This is a genomic window from Mesorhizobium sp. M0410, from assembly GCF_040321435.1.
GTDB lineage: Bacteria > Pseudomonadota > Alphaproteobacteria > Rhizobiales > Rhizobiaceae > Mesorhizobium.
This window is the reverse complement of sequence record NZ_JAMYRN010000015.1, coordinates 82,255-100,844: the sequence shown is the minus strand read 5'-3', so window position 1 is coordinate 100,844 and position 18,590 is coordinate 82,255. Positions and strand designations below refer to the sequence as shown.

The 18,590-nt window shown below is 63.3% G+C and carries 21 protein-coding genes; 7 read left to right on the top strand and 14 right to left on the bottom strand.

Translation table 11 applies throughout. The features are described 5' to 3' along the window. Positions 1–22 precede the first annotated feature (22 nt). Both leuB and NKI63_RS21905 read left to right on the top strand, forming a co-directional pair. Complete coding sequence (leuB, locus tag NKI63_RS21910; RefSeq protein ID WP_352751430.1) at positions 23–1,126, top strand: 3-isopropylmalate dehydrogenase; 1,104 nt, start codon at positions 23–25, stop codon at positions 1,124–1,126. A gap of 4 nt (positions 1,127–1,130) precedes the next feature. Beyond that, the gene (locus NKI63_RS21905; RefSeq protein ID WP_352690932.1) at positions 1,131–1,616 is read left to right on the top strand and encodes a GNAT family N-acetyltransferase; all 486 of its coding nucleotides are present in this window, start codon (positions 1,131–1,133) and stop codon (positions 1,614–1,616) included. Here the strand turns inward: NKI63_RS21905 and NKI63_RS21900 are convergent. The 3 genes from NKI63_RS21900 to NKI63_RS21890 all read right to left on the bottom strand — a co-directional run bounded on the left by NKI63_RS21900 (position 1,606) and on the right by NKI63_RS21890 (position 5,008). Beyond that, positions 1,606–2,250, bottom strand: coding sequence for a DUF805 domain-containing protein (locus tag NKI63_RS21900; protein WP_352690931.1), 645 nt, complete (start codon positions 2,248–2,250; stop codon positions 1,606–1,608). The two genes, NKI63_RS21905 and NKI63_RS21900, sit on opposite strands and share 11 nt — an antisense overlap. 108 nt (positions 2,251–2,358) lie before the next feature. Next, positions 2,359–3,072, bottom strand: coding sequence for a DUF805 domain-containing protein (locus NKI63_RS21895; RefSeq protein ID WP_352690929.1), 714 nt, complete (start codon positions 3,070–3,072; stop codon positions 2,359–2,361). An 88-nt stretch (positions 3,073–3,160) separates the two neighbouring features. Then, positions 3,161–5,008: a DEAD/DEAH box helicase gene (locus NKI63_RS21890; RefSeq protein ID WP_352751433.1), complete on the bottom strand. Its 1,848-nt coding sequence runs from the start codon at positions 5,006–5,008 to the stop codon at positions 3,161–3,163. Positions 5,009–5,208: 200 nt separating this feature from the next. On the opposite strand from NKI63_RS21890, the gene NKI63_RS21885 reads away from it, so the two are divergent. Beyond that, the gene (locus NKI63_RS21885; RefSeq protein WP_352650252.1) at positions 5,209–5,358 is read left to right on the top strand and encodes a hypothetical protein; all 150 of its coding nucleotides are present in this window, start codon (positions 5,209–5,211) and stop codon (positions 5,356–5,358) included. Positions 5,359–5,464: 106 nt separating this feature from the next. Then, the gene (locus NKI63_RS21880; protein WP_352479700.1) at positions 5,465–6,499 is read left to right on the top strand and encodes an aspartate-semialdehyde dehydrogenase; all 1,035 of its coding nucleotides are present in this window, start codon (positions 5,465–5,467) and stop codon (positions 6,497–6,499) included. Positions 6,500–7,022: 523 nt separating this feature from the next. Here the strand turns inward: NKI63_RS21880 and NKI63_RS21875 are convergent. Continuing rightward, entirely contained in the window at positions 7,023–7,430 is a 408-nt protein-coding gene (locus NKI63_RS21875) for an ACT domain-containing protein (protein WP_352479699.1), read from the bottom strand. Between the two features lie 254 nt (positions 7,431–7,684). Between NKI63_RS21875 and NKI63_RS21870 the strand changes: the two genes are divergently transcribed. After that, positions 7,685–8,095 (top strand): DoxX family protein, encoded by a 411-nt coding sequence (locus NKI63_RS21870; protein ID WP_352690925.1) that lies wholly within the window; start codon positions 7,685–7,687, stop codon positions 8,093–8,095. Positions 8,096–8,237: 142 nt separating this feature from the next. Further along, positions 8,238–8,501 (top strand): YMGG-like glycine zipper-containing protein, encoded by a 264-nt coding sequence (locus NKI63_RS21865; protein WP_023680734.1) that lies wholly within the window; start codon positions 8,238–8,240, stop codon positions 8,499–8,501. A gap of 70 nt (positions 8,502–8,571) precedes the next feature. Here NKI63_RS21865 and rpsP read toward each other — a convergent pair whose 3' ends face one another. The 8 genes from rpsP to NKI63_RS21825 form a co-directional block, all read right to left on the bottom strand. Next, complete coding sequence (rpsP, locus tag NKI63_RS21860) at positions 8,572–8,973, bottom strand: 30S ribosomal protein S16 (RefSeq protein ID WP_254817891.1); 402 nt, start codon at positions 8,971–8,973, stop codon at positions 8,572–8,574. A 49-nt stretch (positions 8,974–9,022) separates the two neighbouring features. After that, positions 9,023–9,349, bottom strand: a complete 327-nt coding sequence (locus tag NKI63_RS21855; RefSeq protein WP_254817890.1) for a chorismate mutase — start codon at positions 9,347–9,349, stop codon at positions 9,023–9,025. A gap of 7 nt (positions 9,350–9,356) precedes the next feature. Further along, the gene (gene ffh / locus NKI63_RS21850; RefSeq protein ID WP_352690923.1) at positions 9,357–10,985 is read right to left on the bottom strand and encodes a signal recognition particle protein; all 1,629 of its coding nucleotides are present in this window, start codon (positions 10,983–10,985) and stop codon (positions 9,357–9,359) included. A gap of 411 nt (positions 10,986–11,396) precedes the next feature. After that, positions 11,397–12,365: a CPBP family intramembrane glutamic endopeptidase gene (locus NKI63_RS21845; protein WP_352690921.1), complete on the bottom strand. Its 969-nt coding sequence runs from the start codon at positions 12,363–12,365 to the stop codon at positions 11,397–11,399. 147 nt (positions 12,366–12,512) lie between these two features. Beyond that, a complete protein-coding gene (locus NKI63_RS21840) occupies positions 12,513–13,115 on the bottom strand; it encodes a DUF1236 domain-containing protein (protein WP_352479695.1) in 603 nt (200 codons plus the stop codon). Between the two features lie 63 nt (positions 13,116–13,178). Further along, the gene (locus NKI63_RS21835; protein ID WP_352479694.1) at positions 13,179–14,273 is read right to left on the bottom strand and encodes a zinc-binding metallopeptidase family protein; all 1,095 of its coding nucleotides are present in this window, start codon (positions 14,271–14,273) and stop codon (positions 13,179–13,181) included. 90 nt (positions 14,274–14,363) lie between these two features. Next, positions 14,364–15,434 carry a flavin monoamine oxidase family protein gene (locus NKI63_RS21830; RefSeq protein ID WP_352823234.1) on the bottom strand — a complete coding sequence of 357 codons (1,071 nt, stop codon included), beginning with the start codon at positions 15,432–15,434 and terminating at the stop codon, positions 14,364–14,366. Next, positions 15,435–15,611 carry an FAD-dependent oxidoreductase gene (locus NKI63_RS21825; protein WP_352507354.1) on the bottom strand — a complete coding sequence of 59 codons (177 nt, stop codon included), beginning with the start codon at positions 15,609–15,611 and terminating at the stop codon, positions 15,435–15,437. Positions 15,612–15,796: 185 nt separating this feature from the next. On the opposite strand from NKI63_RS21825, the gene NKI63_RS21820 reads away from it, so the two are divergent. Beyond that, on the top strand, positions 15,797–16,591 hold the full coding sequence (locus NKI63_RS21820; protein WP_352507353.1) for a lytic murein transglycosylase: 795 nt from the start codon (positions 15,797–15,799) through the stop codon (positions 16,589–16,591). A 92-nt stretch (positions 16,592–16,683) separates the two neighbouring features. On the opposite strand, the gene NKI63_RS21815 is transcribed toward NKI63_RS21820, so the two are convergent. Then, entirely contained in the window at positions 16,684–17,355 is a 672-nt protein-coding gene (locus NKI63_RS21815; RefSeq protein ID WP_352507352.1) for a hypothetical protein, read from the bottom strand. After that, positions 17,352–18,575 carry an argininosuccinate synthase gene (locus tag NKI63_RS21810; protein ID WP_352507351.1) on the bottom strand — a complete coding sequence of 408 codons (1,224 nt, stop codon included), beginning with the start codon at positions 18,573–18,575 and terminating at the stop codon, positions 17,352–17,354. The genes NKI63_RS21815 and NKI63_RS21810 overlap by 4 nt, the downstream gene beginning before the upstream one ends. Positions 18,576–18,590: the final 15 nt, after the last annotated feature.

Sequence of the window (18,590 nt, the reverse complement as noted above, 5' to 3'; positions counted from 1 at the left end):
CTAAACAATCGGGACGGTTCTCATGGCTTCGAAAAATCTTCTCCTGCTTGCCGGCGACGGCATCGGCCCCGAGGCGATGGCCGAGTTGAAGAAGCTGATCGCCGCCATGAACGACAGGCTTGGCAGCGATTTCGTCACCGATGAGGGCCTTGTCGGCGGCTGCGCCTATGACGCGCATGGCGCGGCGATCTCCGATGCCGACATGGCCAAGGCTATGGCCGCGGACGCAGTGCTGTTCGGCGCCGTCGGCGGACCGAAATGGGATGCGGTGCCTTACGAGGTGCGCCCGGAGGCGGGTCTGCTGCGGCTCCGCAAGGACATGGAGCTGTTTGCCAATCTAAGGCCGGCAATCTGCTATCCGGCGCTGGCGGCGTCCTCCTCGCTCAAGCAGGAGGTGGTCGAAGGGCTCGATATCCTCATCGTGCGCGAGCTCACCGGCGGCGTCTATTTCGGCGAGCCGAAGCAGATCATCGATCTCGGCAACGGCCAGAAGCGCGGCATCGATACTCAAGTTTACGACACGTTCGAGATCGAGCGCATTTCGGGCGTTGCCTTCGAGTTGGCACGCACGCGCAAGAACCACGTCACCTCGATGGAAAAGCGCAATGTGATGAAATCTGGCGTGCTGTGGAACGAGGTCGTCACCCAGACGCACAAGGCGCGCTATGCCGACGTCAAGCTCGATCACATGTTGGCCGATGCCGGCGGAATGCAGCTGGTGCGCTGGCCGAAGCAGTTCGACGTCATCGTCACCGACAATCTGTTCGGCGACATGCTGTCCGACATCGCCGCCATGCTGACCGGCTCGATCGGCATGCTGCCGTCGGCTTCGCTCGGCGCGCCGGATGCGAAGACAAAACAGCGCAAGGCGCTCTACGAGCCGGTGCACGGCTCGGCGCCCGACATCGCCGGCAAGGGCATCGCCAATCCGATCGCCATGATCGCCTCATTCGCCATGTGCATGCGCTATTCCTTCGGCATGGTTGAAGAGGCCGACCGGCTGGAAGGCGCGATCGCCGCCGTTCTCGACCAGGGCTTGCGCACCAGGGATATTCATTCGCCGGGGATGACCGAGGTCGGCACCGCTGAGATGGGCGACGCGATCATCGCCAAGTTCCTGGGCTGATCCTGTGTCGGTCGACGTCCGCTGGGCGACGACCGGGGATGCCGCGGCACTCGCCGCCATGCTTTGCGAAATGGCGGTGCATTACCGGCAGCCGCCACTCGACGCCAGCCAAGCTTTGTCGGCGGCGCAGAAATGGCTTGGCGACGAAAGTCCGGCCTATCCGCATTTTGCGCTCGCCTTTGTCGATGGTGAAGTTTGCGGGCTGGCCTCGGTTGCGATCGCGCATCCCGGCATCGATCTCGAGCGGCTGCTGTTCCTCAAGGACCTATTCGTACGCGATGATGCCCGCAATGGCGGTGTCGGTCGAGCGCTGATGGCATTCCTTGCCGGCCATTGCCTGCGCGAAGGCATCGGCCGCATCGACCTGACCACCGAGGACTGGAACGAGCGTGCGCTGCGCTTCTACGTCGGACTCGGCGCGGAGCGCCAGGGTCGGAAGGTCTTCCTCAGGCTTTCGAGCGAGACGCTGAAGGCGATCGCTAAACCCTGACGCCCGCCGGCACCGGCCCCCAAGGGTTTTCACTGACCTTGGATGGGATAAGCCCAAGCGCCAACAGACCCAGCGTGTTGAAGCCGGGAACGAAGTACAGCAAAACGAACCAGCCGCTCAGGCCGATGTCATGCAGGCGTCGTACCATAAGGGCAAACCACGGCAGGACAGTCAATAGCAGGAACACGAAGGCTGGCGCATAACCCAAAGCTCCAAATTCCAGGTCGCCTCTGACAGCTGTGATCGCTGCATTGATGAGGACGCCGAACGCAAGAAGCGCGAAGAACACGATCAGCGTGAGCAGAAAAAAGCCCCAAAATTCCTTGCGGCGGGCGCGGCCGGTGAAGCTGACATGTCTCACTTTGAATGCGCGCCAGAAATAAGCCCATAATCCGGTGGATTGGGCAGGTTCAACGCCGTTGGGAATGAGGCTGCGGGATTCGGCAGCCCTTGGCCTTCCTGCAATGACGGCGCGCGCAGTCCCATCGTCCGGCTGGAACTCGACGGGTGCGCCTCTGACCAACGCCACGCCGGGACTCAGATCCTCATGCCCGACGATGTAACGCTTGCCGTCGGCTCCATTGATGTATCCGAAACCCTGATCCTGGTCATAATGATAAATCGCGCCGCGCATTGCTTGCCCCCAAATACTGTGCCGTACGGATACTATCCAAGGTTGTTTCCAATTGCAATATGCACGCATCACATGTGCGAATGGAGCGGCTGCTAGGCACGGCGCCGGCTAAACCCTGACGCCTGCCGGCACCGGACCCCACTGGTTTTCACGCGGCTGGGTCGGGATCAGCGCAAAGATCAGGATGATCACGATGCCGAAGGTCGGGATCAGGAAAAGCAGGAAGAGCCAGCCGGTCAGGCCGATGTCGTGCAGGCGACGCACGTTCAGCCCGAACCATGGCAGGGCTGTCGCCAGCAGGAAGAGGCCGAAAAGGCCGACCGTTACTGCCGGCAGTTCACTGTTGTCGAGATTGCCCATGGCGTCATCGATGAAGACGCCGAGTCCTATGACCACGATCAGCGCGATCGTCCAGAACAGGCAATAGCCCCAATATTCCTTGCGGCGGGCACGGCCGGCGAAGTTGAAGTAATTCTCGGTCAGACCCAGCCAGAAATAGTTCCACAGGCCGGCGGATTCGGCCGGACTTTGTTCAGCGGAACGGCCGAAATGTTGCGGCTGACGTGCCGCTGGCGCATTGCCGGCCTGAGATGGCACGGCGGTTGCAGTGGAGGCGTCGGCAGGCGCACTGCGAGGTTGGACGCGGATCGAAAAAACATCGCGTGCCCGTCCGCCAGCCGGCTGGAATTCGACGGTCGTACCTCCGGCAACCGATGCTTCGCGGCGCAAATCTTCGCGCGCCAAAGTGTAGCGGTTGCCGTCGGCTCCGGTGATGAAACCAAAACCCTGGTCTTCGTCGTAATGAAGAACTTCGCCGCGCATGTCCTGCCCACCCCCATTTCCCCGCCCCAGACTGTGCAAAGTTCCGGCAGACCGCAAGGGGCGTGCGGAAATGGAGAGTGCTGGCTATTTACCCCGGCCGTTTCTTCGATTTCTTGTGTTTCGCAGGTCCGCCTTCGAACTTCGCCTTGGCCGGTTTCCCGGCCCAGGGCTTCGCCTCGAATGCCGGGCGCTGGTCGGCCGGTGCGCGCTTCTCGAATTTGGGCGCGTGCTGATCGAAGGTGCGCTTGCCGCGATGCGGCTTCTTGTCGGGCCGCGGTTCCTGATAGCCGGCTCGCGACAAATCCGGCGTAGCGTCCAGCCGCTTGACCGCAATGTTGCCCTGCAGCTTGCGGTCGGGACCGATCGCAGCGAGGAAGCGCTCGGCCCAGTCCGCCGCGATCTGCACGAAGGTTTCCTCCGGCTGCATCTTGATCGCGCCTATCTCGCGCTTGGAAATGCCGCCTGTCCGGCACAGCATCGGGATCAGCCAGCGCGGCTCGGCGTTCTGCCGGCGTCCGACCGACAGCGAGAACCAGACGCTGTCGCCGAAATCGTCGCGGCGGCTCGCTGCCTCGTCGCGGCGGGCGGCTCTGTCGCCAGCGGGTCTGTCGCCGGACGGCGTGAACGGAGCGACGTCCAAGAGATCCTCGGGCGCCGAGCGGCTGGAGCGGCAGAGACGCACGAAGGCCGCCGCCACCAGTTCGGCGCCACGTTGGTCGAGAAGCGCGTTGACGAAGCCGCGCTCATCGTCCGTCACCGGCTCGCTGAAGACCGGGGCGGCGAGGATGCGTTCGTCGTCGCGGCGCAAGACGTCGTCGGCCGAAGGCGGGCTCGCCCACGTCGCCGCAAGGCCGGCGCTTTGCAGCAGGCGTTCGGTGCGCCTGCGGGCATTGTTGGGCACGATCAGCGCGCTGACGCCCTTGCGTCCTGCCCGTCCCGTCCGCCCGCTTCGGTGCAGGAGCGTCTCCGGGTTGGTCGGCAAGTCGGCGTGGATGACCAGCTCGAGGTTGGGCAGGTCGATGCCGCGTGCCGCGACGTCGGTGGCGATGCAGACTTTTGCGCGGCCGTCGCGCATCGCCTGCAGCGCGTGGCTGCGCTCGTTCTGGCTAAGCTCGCCGGACAGCGCCACGACGGAAAAGTTGCGGTTGTTGAAGCGCGCCGTCAGATGGTTGACGGCGGCGCGGGTGTTGCAGAACACCAGCGCGTTCTTGGCTTCGTAAAAGCGCAGCACGTTGATGATGGCGTTTTCGCGATCCGCCTGGGCGACGCTCAGCGCGCGGTATTCGATGTCGAGATGTTGTTTCTCCTCGCCACCAGCCGAGATGCGTACCGCATCGCGCTGGTAGCCCTTGGCCAGCGTGGCGATGGAGCGCGGCACAGTGGCGGAAAACATCAGCGTGCGGCGATCGGCAGGGGCAGCATCGAGGATGAATTCCAGATCCTCGCGAAAGCCGAGGTCGAGCATCTCGTCGGCTTCGTCGAGCACCACTGCCTTAAGCGCCGACATGTCGAGCGAGTTGCGGGTGATGTGGTCGCGCAGGCGGCCGGGCGTGCCGACGACGATGTGGGCACCGCGTTCCAGCGTGCGCCGCTCGGTGCGCATGTCCATGCCGCCGACGCAGGAGGCTATCGCTGCCCCGGTCAGTTCGTAAAGCCATTCCAACTCGCGCGTCACCTGCAGGGCCAGCTCCCGCGTCGGCGCCACGGCAAGCGCCAAGGGTGCCGCCGCGTGGGAAAAGCGCTCCGCGCCATCGAGAAGGGTCGGCGCCAAAGCCAGACCGAAGGCGACGGTCTTGCCGGAGCCGGTCTGGGCCGAAACCAGCGCATCGGCCTGGCCAAGCTCGAGAACCGCTTTCTGCACCGGCGTCAGCTCGACATAGCCGCGTTTTTCCAGCGCCTTTGCCAGCGCGGGAACAATAGCTTCGAAATTGGACATCTTGCTCTTTCGAAATTCGGATTCTTAAATACCCGGCGACGGGTAAATGTCGGCAAGCGCCACGGACGGGCGCCACGAGCCAGACGATACCCGTTCGTACTTGGTGCCGATGTCATTGTACAGGGCGGGCGGGTCGGCCTGGTTGCGATTGACTCTGGACGCAAACCGCGTAAAAGCCGGCACCGAACGGGATAGTTTCGATGCGCGGCCTTCTGATGGCGCTCCTTGCATTCGACATCCCCGGCCCCAATGCGAACCATTGGGCCGGGTGCGTCGGTGCGTCTCCTCGTTCCAGCAAACCCACGTTGTTGCTCAAAAAAACCGGCAAAACGACCACCAAAACGGTCTGATTCCCTTGGCCTAACCACCCTCTCCCGGGTCCGGCCCGGGGGTTGAAACCCGCATCGGCCGGCGGGTTTTCTCCAGAAACCGAGCGGAGAGGGACAGGAGATTTCGATGAGTTTCAAGGTTGCGATCGTCGGCGCCACGGGCAATGTGGGCCGGGAAATGCTCAACATACTGGAGGAACGCGGCTTTCCGGTGAGCGAGGTGGTGGCGCTGGCCTCGCGGCGCAGCCAGGGCACGGAAGTGTCGTTCGGCGACCGCACGCTGAAGGTCAGGGCGCTCGACCAATATGATTTTTCAGACACCGACATCTGCATCATGTCGGCTGGCGGCAACGTCTCGAAGGAATGGTCGCCGAAGATCGGCAAGCAGGGCTGCGTCGTCATCGACAATTCGTCGGCCTTCCGTTACGACCAGGACGTGCCGCTGATCGTTCCGGAAGTGAACCCGGATGCGATCTCGCTGTTCACGCGCAAGAACATCATCGCCAACCCGAACTGCTCGACGGCGCAGCTGGTCGTGGCGCTGAAGCCGCTGCATGACGCTGCCACCATCAAGCGCGTCGTCGTCGCCACCTACCAGTCGGTCTCCGGCGCCGGCAAGGAAGGCATGGACGAATTGTTCACGCAGACTCGCGCGGTGTTCGTCGCCGACACCGTCGACGTCAAGAAGTTCACCAAGCGTATCGCCTTCAACGTAATCCCGCATATCGACGTCTTCCTCGACGACGGCTTCACCAAGGAAGAGTGGAAGATGGTGGCCGAGACCAAGAAGATGCTCGACCCCAAGATCAAGCTGACGGCGACCTGCGTGCGGGTGCCGGTGTTCATCGGTCATTCGGAAGCGGTCAACATCGAGTTCGAAAAGCCGATCACCGCCGATGAGGCGCGCGAGATCCTGCGCGAGGCGCCGGGCTGCCAGGTCATCGACAAGCGCGAGGACGGAGGCTACATCACGCCACTGGAATCGGCCGGCGAGGACGCCACCTTCATCTCGCGCATCCGCGAGGATTCGACCATCGACAACGGCCTGTCGATGTGGATCGTCTCCGACAATCTGCGCAAGGGCGCGGCACTCAATGCGGTTCAGATCGCCGAGCTGCTGGTCGAGCGCGGGCTGATCCAGCCAAAGAAGAAGGCGGCGTAGTTTCGCTCACGGCCGTATCGCCGCTAACGCGGCTGGCCTCCGCGGGGCGCCGGACGACCGGCGGCCTGCGGTCGCAGGCACGGCCTTCGCGATCTCTGCTCAGCTTGCTTTTCGCTCACGGGCCGTATCGCCGCTAACGCGGCTGGCCTCCGCGGGGGCGCCGGACGACCGGCGGCCTGCGGTCGCAGGCACGGCCTTCGGCCGCGATTTTTGCTCAGCTTGCTTTTCGCTCACGGCCGCATCGCCGCTAACGCGGCTGGCCCTCGCGGGGCGCCGGACGACCGGCGGTCTGCGGTCGCAGCTCGGCCTTCGGCCGCGATTTTTGCTCAGCTTGCTTTTCGCTCACGTGCCGTATCGCCGCTATCGCGGCTGGCCCTCCGCGGGGGCGCCGGAAGGCCGGCGGCCGCAGTCGCGGGCTCGGCCTTCGGCCGTTAACGCCCTTCTCCCCGCTCACGGGGAAAAGGTTCCGGCAGGAGGATGAGGGGCAGCGCAGGCGTCTCAAATGGCCAGCAAGGTGCCGGCGTCACAGCCGGTTCTCCTCCGCTAGGTCCAACAGCAACTCCAGCGCCTCCTCCGCCCGGTCGGCGGGCACGAACAGGTGATCGTGGTAGAAGGCCGAGACCGGATTGACGCCGATGCCGGCCGCGGCCAGTCGTGCGGTGATGGCGGCGAGGAAGCCGACCGCGTCCAGCGACGAATGGATGTTCAGCGTCAGCATCCGGCAGCGGAACACGGTTTTCAGTCCAGCGGCCTTGGCATGGTCTTCATGCACGATCAGCGTCATGCCCTCGCGCTCGCGAAATAGCATCACCGGGTGGAGCCTGTCGGGAACGGGCGCATCGGGTGGCAACGTGGTGAACACATGAACCCCGGCAAGCAATTCCGGCGTCATTGCCGCCAGCAACTGTTTCAGGTCGGTCTCTCCGGCCATCGATTGCTTTCGTTGTGCGACTAGGCGGCTGCTGCGTCGAGCGCTCGAAGACACTTCTATGGATTTTCGATAACGCCCTCCACCTCACCCCGCAAGGTGGACTTGGCCAGGTTCGTTGCTGACTGAACGTACACACCCAAGGTTCGCCGCTGGAGTGAAAAGAACTGGAGGCATGTCGGATCGCCGTAATGGGCCGCGTCCTTGGTTCGAGCTGGCGGAGGAGCCAGTGCTCACAACGACCGGAGGGAACATCAATGACCATGTCTCAGGCAGCACCCGTCTCATCGCGTGCCTTGTGGGCCGGCCGCGTGCTCAGCGCCGTCGTCGTGCTGTTCATGATCTTCGACGGCGTGATCAAGCTACCGCCGCTCGAAATCGTCACCCAGACCATGGTGCAGCTCGGCTGGCCGGCCGATGCCAATGTCTCGCGCATTCTCGGCATCATTGGACTGGTCTCGACAGCGCTTTACGCGCTGCCGCGCACCTCGGTGCTCGGCGCCATCCTGCTCACCGCTTATCTCGGCGGCGCCGTCGCCACGCATGTGCGGATCGGCAGCCCTTTGTTCTCGCACATACTGTTCGGCGTCTATCTCGGCGCCATCCTCTGGGGTGGCCTGTATCTGCGCGATCCAAGGGTGCGCGGGTTGTTCCCATTCAGCCAATAGCGGCGACTTCGAAAGCCGTTCGATGGTGGCCACGCCGCCAGAGCGCCGGGCGGCAGCCGATCTTCTTCTTTGGATCAAATCGCCTGGTTGCGAGTTAGGAGGTGCAGCGGCGAGGACGGCACCCTGTTGGAGAGGAACGACAATGAAAAAGGTGATGATCTTGATGGCCTTGCTGGTACCGCTCGGTGCCTGCTCCCGCACTGAGCAAGGCGCGGCAGTTGGTGGCCTGGGCGGTGCGGCGGTCGGCGCTGCGGTGGCCGGCAACCCAACCAAGGGCGCGGTGATCGGCGGTGCGGCCGGCGCTTTGGCCGGTGCGCTGATCGGCCGTGCCAGCGAAAGCGGCCAGTGCCGTTATCGCGATCGTAACGGTCGTGTGTACGTTGCGAGTTGCCCCGAGGGCTATTGATCAGGCCGCACCATGCGGACGAACAGCAAACGGCGGGCAAGGCCCGCCGTTTCGTGGTGGTGGAGATGATTTATTCGGCGCTGGCGGCTTCCGCCTCGGCCGGCGCGGCTGCAGCGGCGGCTACGGCCGCGGCGGCATCTTCCTGCGCCTTCTTCAGCAAGGCTGCGCGCTCCTGCGCCTTCTTGCCGGGCTCGGCCTTCTTCGGGTTGGAGCGGGCTTCGCGCTTGGCGATGCCGGCTTCATCAAGGAAGCGCAGCACGCGGTCGGTCGGCTGGGCGCCATGCGACAGCCAATGCTTGACGCGCTCGGCGTCGACCTTGACGCGTTCGCCGTCCTTGGGCAGCAGCGGGTTCCACGAGCCGAGCGACTCGATGAAACGACCGTCGCGCGGCGAACGCGCGTCGGCGACGACGACATGGTAATAGGGACGCTTCTTCGAGCCCGCACGGGCCAATCGGATTTTCAGTGGCATTTCTCTTCTCCTAAAGCTCTGATTTGGTTGATCGGTTGGTGGCTGGTCCTCAGCCGGTTTTCGTCACGCCGTTGGATGCGGCGATCTGCTCGTGATGGCGGATCACTTCGCGGACGACGAAGTTCAGGAATTTCTCCGCGAAATCCGGGTCGAGATGGGCGTCCTTGGCCAGTTGGCGAAGACGGGCGATCTGCTCCTGCTCGCGCGCCGGGTCGGCAGGCGGCAGGCCATGTTCCGCCTTCAGCACGCCGACTGCCTTGGTGCAGCGGAAGCGCTCGGCCAGCATGTGGATCAGCGCCGCGTCGATGTTGTCGATCGAGGCGCGATAATTGGCCAGCGCCGCACGCGCGTCCGCCATGTCCTTCTCTTCGTTCATGGCGCTCTCACTTCTTCTTGCCGAGGCCATTCTTGCCAAGCATTGGCAGCCCACCACCGCCCGGCAGGCCGGGAAGTTTCATGCCGCCGGGCAGCCCAGGCAGGCCACCGCCACCGGGAAGACCACCGGGCAGGCCCTTCATGCCGCCGAGCCCGGCCGCCTGCGCCTGCTTCTGCAAGGCTTCGAGCTGCTTGGGGTCCATCTTGGAGAGATCCGGCATGCCGCCGCCCATCATGCCGCCTCCGGGACCGCCTGCGCCGCCAGGCATCATGCCGCCGAGCCCCATCTTGGAAGCGAGGCCGCCCATCATGCCGCGCATCAGGCCGCCGCCTTTGCCCTTGCCGCCCATCGCCTTCATCATGTCGGCCATGCCGCGATGCATCTTCAACAGTTTGTTGATTTCGGCCGCGTCGGTACCCGAGCCGGCGGCGATGCGCTTCTTGCGCGAGTGCTTCAGAATATCCGGGTTGGCGCGCTCGGCCTTAGTCATCGACGAGATGATGGCGAGCTGGCGGCCGAACATCTTGTCGTCGAGACCGGCGGCGGCCATCTGGTCCTTCATCTTGCCCATACCGGGCATCATCCCCATGATGCCTCCCATGCCGCCCATTTTCGACATTTGCTGAAGCTGGCCGGCGAGGTCGTTCAGGTCGAACTTGCCCGACTGCATTTTCCTGGCCATCGCCGCCGCCTGCTCGGCGTCGATGTTCTCGGCCGCCTTTTCGACGAGGCTGACGATGTCGCCCATGCCGAGGATGCGGTCGGCGATACGCTTGGGATGGAATTCCTCCAGCGCGTCCATTTTTTCGCCGGTGCCGATCAGCTTGATCGGCTGGCCGGTAACGGCGCGCATCGAGAGCGCCGCACCACCGCGGCCGTCGCCGTCCATGCGGGTCAGCACGAGGCCGGTGATGCCGACGCGCTCGTCGAAGCTTTTTGCCAGATTAACGGCGTCCTGGCCGGTCAGCGAATCGGCAACCAGCAGGATCTCGTGCGGCGACGACATCTTCTTGATGTCGGCCATCTCGACCATCAGCGGCTCGTCTATATGGGTGCGGCCGGCAGTGTCGAGGATGACGACGTCATGGCCGCCGAGCTTGGCCGCCTGCACGGCGCGGCGGGCGATATCGACCGGCGTCTGGCCGGCGACGATCGGCAATGTGGCGACCTTGACCTGCTCGCCGAGCTGGCGGAGCTGCTCTTGTGCGGCGGGACGCCGCGTGTCGAGCGAGGCCATCAAAACCTTCTTGTTTTGACGGTCGGTGAGGCGCCTGGCGATCTTGGCCGAGGTCGTCGTCTTGCCGGAACCCTGCAAGCCGACCATCATGATGACGACCGGAGCCGGTGCATTGAGATCGATGGCGACGCCCTCGGCGCCGAGCATCTCGACCAGCTCGTCATGGACGATCTTGACGACCATCTGGCCGGGCTTGATCGACTTGACCACGGCGGCGCCGACGGCCTTTTCGCGCACCTTGTCGGTGAAGGAACGCACCACTTCCAGGGCCACGTCGGCCTCGAGCAACGCACGGCGCACCTCGCGCAGCGCCGCCGAGACGTCAGCCTCCGACAAGGCGCCGCGGCCGGTGAGGCCGTTCAGGATCGAACCAAGGCGCTCTTGCAGGGACTCAAACATTGGTCAACCCACCGCGCGACAGCGCCTTGGATTGATTTTGATCCCTGTCGGGCCGATGGCCCTCCACGCCTCTTGTGCGTTCCTGTAGCGATTCAAACATTCTTTTTCCTTTTCCCTGGCACCCGGATGATGCCCGAGAGGTAATGCGTTCGCGCCAACTGTCCAAGCAAAAGCCGGTCCGGGCAAAAGCCCAAAGCCAAAAAGCACCCGGGGGCGCACAGCGCTGCCGGGTGTTGGCCTCCGGGATCGATTTACAGCACTTCACCTCAAGGAGGTTTCGGCGTCCCGGTCGGTTTGCTCGGAGGAATACTCGTCGCGGATTTCGCGGCGTGTAGACAGGAAATCGGCTGCAGAGTCAAGCTTTCGTCAGGCTTTGCGCCAAATATGCTCGGGGCGGCCAGGCAAGGCGCATCAGCGCACGCCGCCGGCGAGCGGCATATCCGGCTCGACCTTCAGCGGTGAGCGCGGATGCAAAAGCAACAGAACAGTCAACAGGCTGCTGACGATGCCGATCACGGCGATGAGGACGGCGTCTAAAGTCGTCCAGCCGGCGGATTCGAGCGGCTTGGCGTTGAACAGGGCGAAGGAATTATAGCTTTGCTGGTGCGAAATCAGCAGGAAACCGGTTAGATTGTTGCCGAGATGGGCGCCGAAGCCGGCACCGAGATTGCCGGTCGCATAGACCAGAAGCGTCAGCAACAGCGCAAAGGCGGCGATCGAGGCCAGCACGCAGGCATTGATGGCGGCGCTCGAACCTGGGCTCCAGTGCAGGGAGGTGAACAGCAATCCCGGCAGCAGCGCCCAGATGAAAGGGTTCTGGAACCGGCTCGCCAGGCTCCTGAGCAGATAACCGCGAAAAAGCATCTCCTCCGACGAGGTCTGCAGAAAGGTCAGGGCGGCGATCGGGATCAGGAACAAAAGCCACCAGGACAGGCCGATCGCGCCGCGCGCGATGTCGGGCTGCAAACCATAAAGCAGGATCTCGGAAAGCAGCGAGGTGATCAGCACCGCGGTCAGCCCTTTCAGGAACCCCGCCCAAGAAATGCGCCGGCTGACGCCAATCAGGGCGGTCAGCTTTTCGCGATGGATCCAGCGCATTGCAGCCCAAAGGCCGAGCCAGATTCCGGCAAATGAAGCCAGCGCCGCGAGGATGCCCGCAGGAGAGGCCATGAAATCCTGCACCGCTCCTCCACCTGGCGGGGCGGTGCCAGATGACGCCTGCCAAACGGCAAAGGCATATGTGCCGCCGAACAGCACGGCGGCAGTTGTTCCGAGCCAGAACAGGATGACGACCACCGCTCCAAGCAGAAGCCGCGGCAAAGTGGTCTTGTTGTTGGTGGTGTGCCGGTACTGTTGGAAGGCGGTTGGGTCGATCGTCACGCGGGCTCGCTGGCTGGTGCTTCGGCTCGCAAGGTCTAGAACATCGGCCGCAATGTGGAAACCGGTATTGCAGCGGCAGTACCGGCTTGTGGCAATGTCGGCAGTGCGAGCGGCCGCCGCTATAGGGCGACCGCCCTGCTTGTATCGTCAGCGCTCGACGTACATGATGCGCCTGGTGCCTGGATCGACCAGTGCCGGCTGGCCGTTCACATAAACATAGCGGTAATCATAGTCCGGAATCTCGCGCAGCTCGACGGTGTCAGGCAACGTCGCGCCGGTAACCACCTCACCCTCGAGATAGACCGGTTCGAGCCGATGCGTACGGACATAGGTGCGGATCTCGGCCGGCGGTCTGCGGATGGGCTCGATCGCCTCGCCGGCAACGATCGCTCCGGTATAGGTGTCGGAATATTCGGCGCTATCGGCAGGCGGTGTCACGACGGCAATGTCGGCGCTGGCCGGACGCTGTGTCAGGACCACACGGCTGCCGCCGAAATCGGCCGTCACATAGTCGGAATAGACCCAGCCCTGGCCGTTGGCCTCGGCGATGGTGCACCATTTGCTATTGGCGATGCAGCCGTCGAGCGTCGCGGACTGGCCGGCCGCGAGCACACCGATGACCGGATATTGTGGGCCGGGGCCGGCGCGTACATTGAGATCGGTGATGGCCGAGACGGCGGTGTCGGCCAAAGCAGAGCCCGACATCGCTATGAGCGCTCCGGCCACCGCCGGAAACAATATGCGTTTCATGGTTTTCTCTCCGTTTCACAGTCCCTTGGCACGGAAAACGAAGCAAAGCCGCATGCGTTCCGGCTAAAAGGCTTCGGCCGGCTCACGATTTGTTCCAGTCGTTTTCGGCAGGTCGGTCAAAAGCTCGTGAACAAAAGCAAGTTTTTGCGCCGCCACGTCCGAGATGACGAACGGATAGAGATCGGGCAGGCCCATGCAGCGGTTGATCGAGTTGGATGCCTCCGACAGCACCAGCCAGCGCTCGAGAATCCTTTCGAAGGGCTCTGGCCTGGGGGCGGGTTCCGATGGTGCCGGCTGCAACTTGCCGCCGGTATCGGCGCGCGGCAGCTCGTTGGCTTCAACGGTCTCCAGCCGGCCGAGCGGGAAATTCAGGGCATGCACCATCTCCAGCGTGTCGGTGATGTGCATGTGATGCGCCCATGTCTCGGCCCAGTCCTCCCATGGGTGCGACGTCGCATAGGCCGAGATATGGCGCTGCTGCCAGTCGGGCGGCGCGCCATCGGCATAATAGGTCTTCAGCGCCTGTTCGTAATCGGCGCGCTCGTCGCCGAACAAAGCGCGAAAACCGGCAAGCCTTTGCGGATCGTCGCGGATCAGGCGGTCCCAGTAATAATGGCCGAGTTCATGGCGGAAATGGCCGAGCAGCGTGCGGTAGTTCTCGCCCATCTCGACGCGCCGTCGCTCGCGCTCTGCCGAATCCGCCTCGGCGACGTTGAGCGTGATCCGGCCGTTGTCGTGGCCGGTCAAGATACGCTCGCCGCCGGGACCGCCGCCGATCGGATCGGCAAGAAAATCGAAAGCGAGGCCGATCTCGTCGCCGGGATTCTGCTTGGGTGCGACCGGCAGGCCGAAGGCGAGCAGCGAATACACGGCACGCTTCTTTGCCGCCTCGACACGGATCCAGCGGCGGCGGTTGCCGTCGACCGACAGATCCGGAATCAGCTGGTTCAGCGCACAGGCGCGGCAGAAGGCGTGGCCGGGCTCCGCCATCCAGTTGCAGGCGCATTCGTCGGCATTGGTGCAATGGAAGACGTCGCCGCCGGACAGCGCGAAGCGCGCATGCTCGGGATCGTAGACCACGAGGCTGGCGCAGTTCAGGCATTGCGCGTTCTCGAAATAGAGACGGTGGCCGCAATGCGGGCAGTCGAAAAGCTTCATTGGCGTCTCAAATCATTCGAAATGCGAAGGACAATACGAACAGGAGAACGCCAAACGCCTGTCAGCTGCCCACGTTCCTGCCGGCCGACGCTATTTTGCCGCAAGCTGGGCGACGACCTCCTTGGCCACTGCCGCGCCCGATAGCCTGGCGCCGCCGCAGGTCTGCATCAGCGGACCGGCCAAATGCTCGCCGGCGAAGAAGATCTTTTCCGCCACCGGCTGCATCAGCGTGGCGCGCGCTTGCGAGCGGCCTGGCCGCGCCGCCGCATAGGCGCCGCGCACGAACCGCTCAGCGCCCCAATTGGTCATCATCGCGCGTCCGACATGTTTTCGCACGTCGCCGCCAAAGATGCCGCAGAGCCGGTCGACGACGAAGTCGATGCCGGCCGCCTCGCCCGCCGCCGACATCTCCCAGGCGAAATCGCTGCCGACGAAACCGACCATCAGATCGAGGTCGAAGGGAAAGCAGAGGAAGTAGATGTCGTGTCTGGCCAGCCGCTCGATCAGCAAATCGTCGAACGGCTCCAGGCCGAGCCTTGTACCGGATATTTCGACCGGCAGCTTGGTCAGCATGCCCATCGGCAGGTCAAAGAAGGCGGCGAAATGCGCGTCGGGGAGTGCAGGCGAGAACGCAATCTCCTCGAAGGCGAGCACTGCCGGCGAGGCGGTGACGATAACCGCCTTGGCGCAGATGGTACCGCGATCGGTGACGCAGGCTACGCCCGGCCCATCCCAGACGATCTTGCGCACCGGCGTCGACAGTGCCACCGGCACATCGGCGCCGAAGCGCGCAACCAGCGTACCGAAGCCTTCCCTGGTGAAATAGTTCGGATCGAGATCGGCGGCGGCCTGAAAGTCGCGGATCGATATCTCGTCCTCGTCGGCGCCGAAATCCATCGGCCCGGCGAAGGTTGCGGCGGCGCGCGGCGCGTGTCCCTTGGCGAGCAATGCCGAAAGACGGTCGTCGTCGCCTTCCCTCACCTGATGTGCCGCCACCAGTTCGAACAGCCTTGCGTCGGCCACCTTCATCGCCGCCTCTTCGGCTTCGCTTGCCTTTCGCTCGCGGTAGTAGAGATGATCGACATTCATGTCGTGATGGTGAAGCGTCCAGGCGGCGGCTTTCGCCTCGGGAAAATAGGGATTGCGGTCCGCGGCATGCAACTAGGCGCAGCCGATGTCGAACGGCACGCCGAAATGCTGATCGCTGGTCCAGGCGCGGCCGCCAATGCGGTTCATCGCTTCCAACAATTTGAAGGAAAAACCGGCAGCGCGCAGGGTCTTGGCAGCCGAAAGCCCGGCTGAACCGGCGCCGATGATCACGACGTCAACGTCTTCCATGCTTATTCTGCCCCCGCCACAATAATTACTTGATCGTAGGCAAATTCCCGGGTGTCCGCCAGTGTGGTGGATTTGAGGTTCCTGCTGTATTGAGTGCATCGGCGTGGCGCCGGGGCAGTGACAAGCAGGTGTTTCGCAGGCAAGTTCGCAATTGGGAACGTGATTCAGGCAACCAGGAGAGCAGCATGGCATTTCTTGCCAAGAAGATGTTTGTAGTGGCCACGGTGGTGGCGGTGCTTGCGCTGGCGACGGGCGCAGGGGCGGCCAGCTGTGGCAAGAGCGGCGCCGGCTTCGAGGCGTGGAAACCGGAGTTCGCCGCAGAGGCCAAGGCCGACGGCGTCGGCTCGAAGGGTCTGGCCGCTCTGGCTCGCGCAACCTACGCGACAAAGACGATCTCCGTTGACCGCGCCATCCATAAGGCTTTCAGCGGCTCGGTGGAAGCTTTCATGAAGCGCCGTGGCGCGTCCGCGATCATTGCCAGGGGCCGTGCACTGAAGAAGGCCAATGCTGCGCTGTTCGACAAGATCGAACAGAATTACGGCGTGTCGCCGGGCGTGTTGCTCGCCATCTGGGGCATGGAAACCGGCTTCGGTTCCGCCATGGGCAACCAGAATACGGTCTCCGCCATTTTAACGCTCGCTTATGACTGCCGCCGTCCGGAGTTCTTCTACCCGCATGCCATTGCGGCCCTGAAGCTGGTTGATCGCGGAGCGTTGAGCGCCTCGTCGGTCGGTGCCGCGCATGGCGAGATTGGTCACACGCAGTTCCTGCCCGGAAATGTTTTGACATATGGCGTAGGCAACAAAAACCTGCGCGACAAGGCCACTGCGTTGGCTTCTACCGCCAACTTCCTCAAGAGTCATGGTTGGCGACCGGGCGCCAGCGCGCAGGCGAATATCGGTGCAATTGCCGGCTGGAATTCCGCGAGCGTCTACCAACAGGCCATCGCCCAGATCGCCGACGCGATCGACGGCGGCTGACTAGAAATGTCCGTTCGACAAAAAGCCCGGCCGTGTGCCGGGCTTTTTTGTCGGTGCGTGTGGCATGCCAAGAGAGGCGAGCGCCTGGGCTCTCAATTGTTCACGTAACCGCCGCCCAATGGGCATTTCTTGGAAGCGGGAACCTCGAAGGAGCCTGCGTAAACATTTGAGCAGGTACGGAACTTGGAGTTCCGTGGCGTTGAAGGAGCCGCCTTTGGCCTGCCCTCGATCACCGTCGGGACTCCGGCAGCTTGCGAGTAGCTGCCGCCCAAGGGGCATTTCTCGGAAGCGGCAACCTCGAAGGAGCCGGTGATAACATTTGAGCAGGTACGGAATTTGGGGTTCCGCGGCGCCGGGGTGGCCCTAGCAGCCGCCTTTGACTTGCCCTTGATGACCATCCAGATTTCGGTCGGTTGATCTAGCTGCAGGCTGTTTATGTCGGAGTAGCTGATGCGTCCGGTGCGCACCCCTTCGGCAAGGCGCTGGCAGAACAGGGCCGGCATGTGCTCCTGCGAGACGCCCATGAAAGAGGCGATATCGTGCTTGAGCGTGATGCTCCACAGGTGGACAGCAGAGATGCACCCGTCTGGATTCTGCTCGCGTTTCGAGGCCGCCTGCGAGGACTGGCATCCAATAAAGACGATGGCTGCCGCAAGCAGGAGAAAAATGGCGTTTTCATTATCAGAATCCCTCCGTCCCGCGAGGGATACCAAATAGAAACCCGGCGTCTCCGCCGGGTTTTCCTGGAATAGTGTTTGGCTCAACCCGTGCGGCTGCGCGCGGCCAATGTCCTAAGCCTGAGCGCGTTGAGGCGGATGAAACCTTCGGCATCCTTCTGATCATAGGCGCCGCGGTCGTCCTCGAAGGTGACCAGCGCATCGGAATAGAGCGTCTTCCTCGACTTGCGGCCGGTGACAATCACGTTGCCCTTGTAGAGCTTCAGCCGCACGGTGCCTTCAACGTCTTCCTGGCTCTTGTCGATCATCGCCTGCAGCATCAGCCGCTCGGGCGCGAACCAGAAGCCGTTATAGATCAGCTCGGCATAGCGCGGCATGAACTCGTCCTTGAGATGGGCGGCTCCGCGGTCGAGCGTGATCGATTCGATCGCCCGGTGGGCCGATATCAGGATGGTGCCGCCGGGGGTCTCGTAGACGCCGCGCGATTTCATGCCGACGAAACGGTTCTCGACCAGATCTAGCCTGCCAATGCCGTTGTCGCGGCCGAGATCATTGAGCGCCGCCAGCATCGTCGCCGGCGACAGTTTCTTGCCGTCGAGCGCGATCGGATCGCCTTTGAGGAATTCGATCTCGATCTCGGTGACCTCATCCGGCGCATCCATCGGCGATATGGTGCGCTGGTGGACGAATTCCGGCGGCTCGCTCCACGGGTCCTCTAGCACCTTGCCCTCGGAGGAGGAGTGCAGAAGGTTGGCGTCGACCGAGAACGGCGCATCGCCCTTCTTGTCCTTCGGCACCGGGATCTGGTGCTGCTCAGCGAAGTTGATCAGGTCGGTGCGCGACTTGAACGACCAGTCGCGCCAGGGTGCGATGACCTTGATGTCGGGGTTCAGCGCATAGGCGGAAAGCTCGAAACGCACCTGATCGTTACCCTTGCCGGTGGCCCCATGCGCGATCGCGTCGGCGCCGGTCTCCCTGGCGATCTCGACAAGATGTTTCGAGATCAGCGGCCGGGCGATCGAGGTGCCGAGCAGATAGCTGCCCTCATAGACGGCGTTGGCGCGGAACATCGGGAAGACGAAATCGGATACGAACTCCTCGCGGACATCTACGATGCGGATGTCCTTGATGCCCATCATCTCGGCCTTGCGCCTAGCCGGCTCCAGTTCGCCACCCTGGCCGAGATCGGCGGTGAAGGTGACGACCTCGGCGCCGAGCTCGGTCTGCAGCCATTTCAGGATGATCGAGGTATCGAGGCCGCCGGAATAGGCGAGCACGACTTTCTTGACGGCTTTTGCTTTCGACATGGTGGGCAGTTCCGC

Excerpts from the sequence above, each read along its gene's own strand:
- leuB (WP_352751430.1), top strand. The coding sequence starts at position 23 with ATGGCTTCGAAAAATCTTCTCCTGCTTGCCGGCGACGGCATCGGCCCC.
- NKI63_RS21900 (WP_352690931.1), bottom strand. The coding sequence starts at position 2,250 with ATGCGCGGCGCGATTTATCATTATGACCAGGATCAGGGTTTCGGATAC.
- NKI63_RS21895 (WP_352690929.1), bottom strand. The coding sequence starts at position 3,072 with ATGCGCGGCGAAGTTCTTCATTACGACGAAGACCAGGGTTTTGGTTTC.
- NKI63_RS21890 (WP_352751433.1), bottom strand. The coding sequence starts at position 5,008 with ATGTCCAATTTCGAAGCTATTGTTCCCGCGCTGGCAAAGGCGCTGGAA.
- NKI63_RS21885 (WP_352650252.1), top strand. The coding sequence starts at position 5,209 with ATGCGCGGCCTTCTGATGGCGCTCCTTGCATTCGACATCCCCGGCCCC.
- NKI63_RS21880 (WP_352479700.1), top strand. The coding sequence starts at position 5,465 with ATGAGTTTCAAGGTTGCGATCGTCGGCGCCACGGGCAATGTGGGCCGG.
- NKI63_RS21875 (WP_352479699.1), bottom strand. The coding sequence starts at position 7,430 with ATGGCCGGAGAGACCGACCTGAAACAGTTGCTGGCGGCAATGACGCCG.
- NKI63_RS21870 (WP_352690925.1), top strand. The coding sequence starts at position 7,685 with ATGACCATGTCTCAGGCAGCACCCGTCTCATCGCGTGCCTTGTGGGCC.
- NKI63_RS21865 (WP_023680734.1), top strand. The coding sequence starts at position 8,238 with ATGAAAAAGGTGATGATCTTGATGGCCTTGCTGGTACCGCTCGGTGCC.
- rpsP (WP_254817891.1), bottom strand. The coding sequence starts at position 8,973 with ATGCCACTGAAAATCCGATTGGCCCGTGCGGGCTCGAAGAAGCGTCCC.
- NKI63_RS21855 (WP_254817890.1), bottom strand. The coding sequence starts at position 9,349 with ATGAACGAAGAGAAGGACATGGCGGACGCGCGTGCGGCGCTGGCCAAT.
- ffh (WP_352690923.1), bottom strand. The coding sequence starts at position 10,985 with ATGTTTGAGTCCCTGCAAGAGCGCCTTGGTTCGATCCTGAACGGCCTC.
- NKI63_RS21840 (WP_352479695.1), bottom strand. The coding sequence starts at position 13,115 with ATGAAACGCATATTGTTTCCGGCGGTGGCCGGAGCGCTCATAGCGATG.
- NKI63_RS21835 (WP_352479694.1), bottom strand. The coding sequence starts at position 14,273 with ATGAAGCTTTTCGACTGCCCGCATTGCGGCCACCGTCTCTATTTCGAG.
- NKI63_RS21825 (WP_352507354.1), bottom strand. The coding sequence starts at position 15,611 with ATGGAAGACGTTGACGTCGTGATCATCGGCGCCGGTTCAGCCGGGCTT.
- NKI63_RS21820 (WP_352507353.1), top strand. The coding sequence starts at position 15,797 with ATGGCATTTCTTGCCAAGAAGATGTTTGTAGTGGCCACGGTGGTGGCG.
- NKI63_RS21810 (WP_352507351.1), bottom strand. The coding sequence starts at position 18,575 with ATGTCGAAAGCAAAAGCCGTCAAGAAAGTCGTGCTCGCCTATTCCGGC.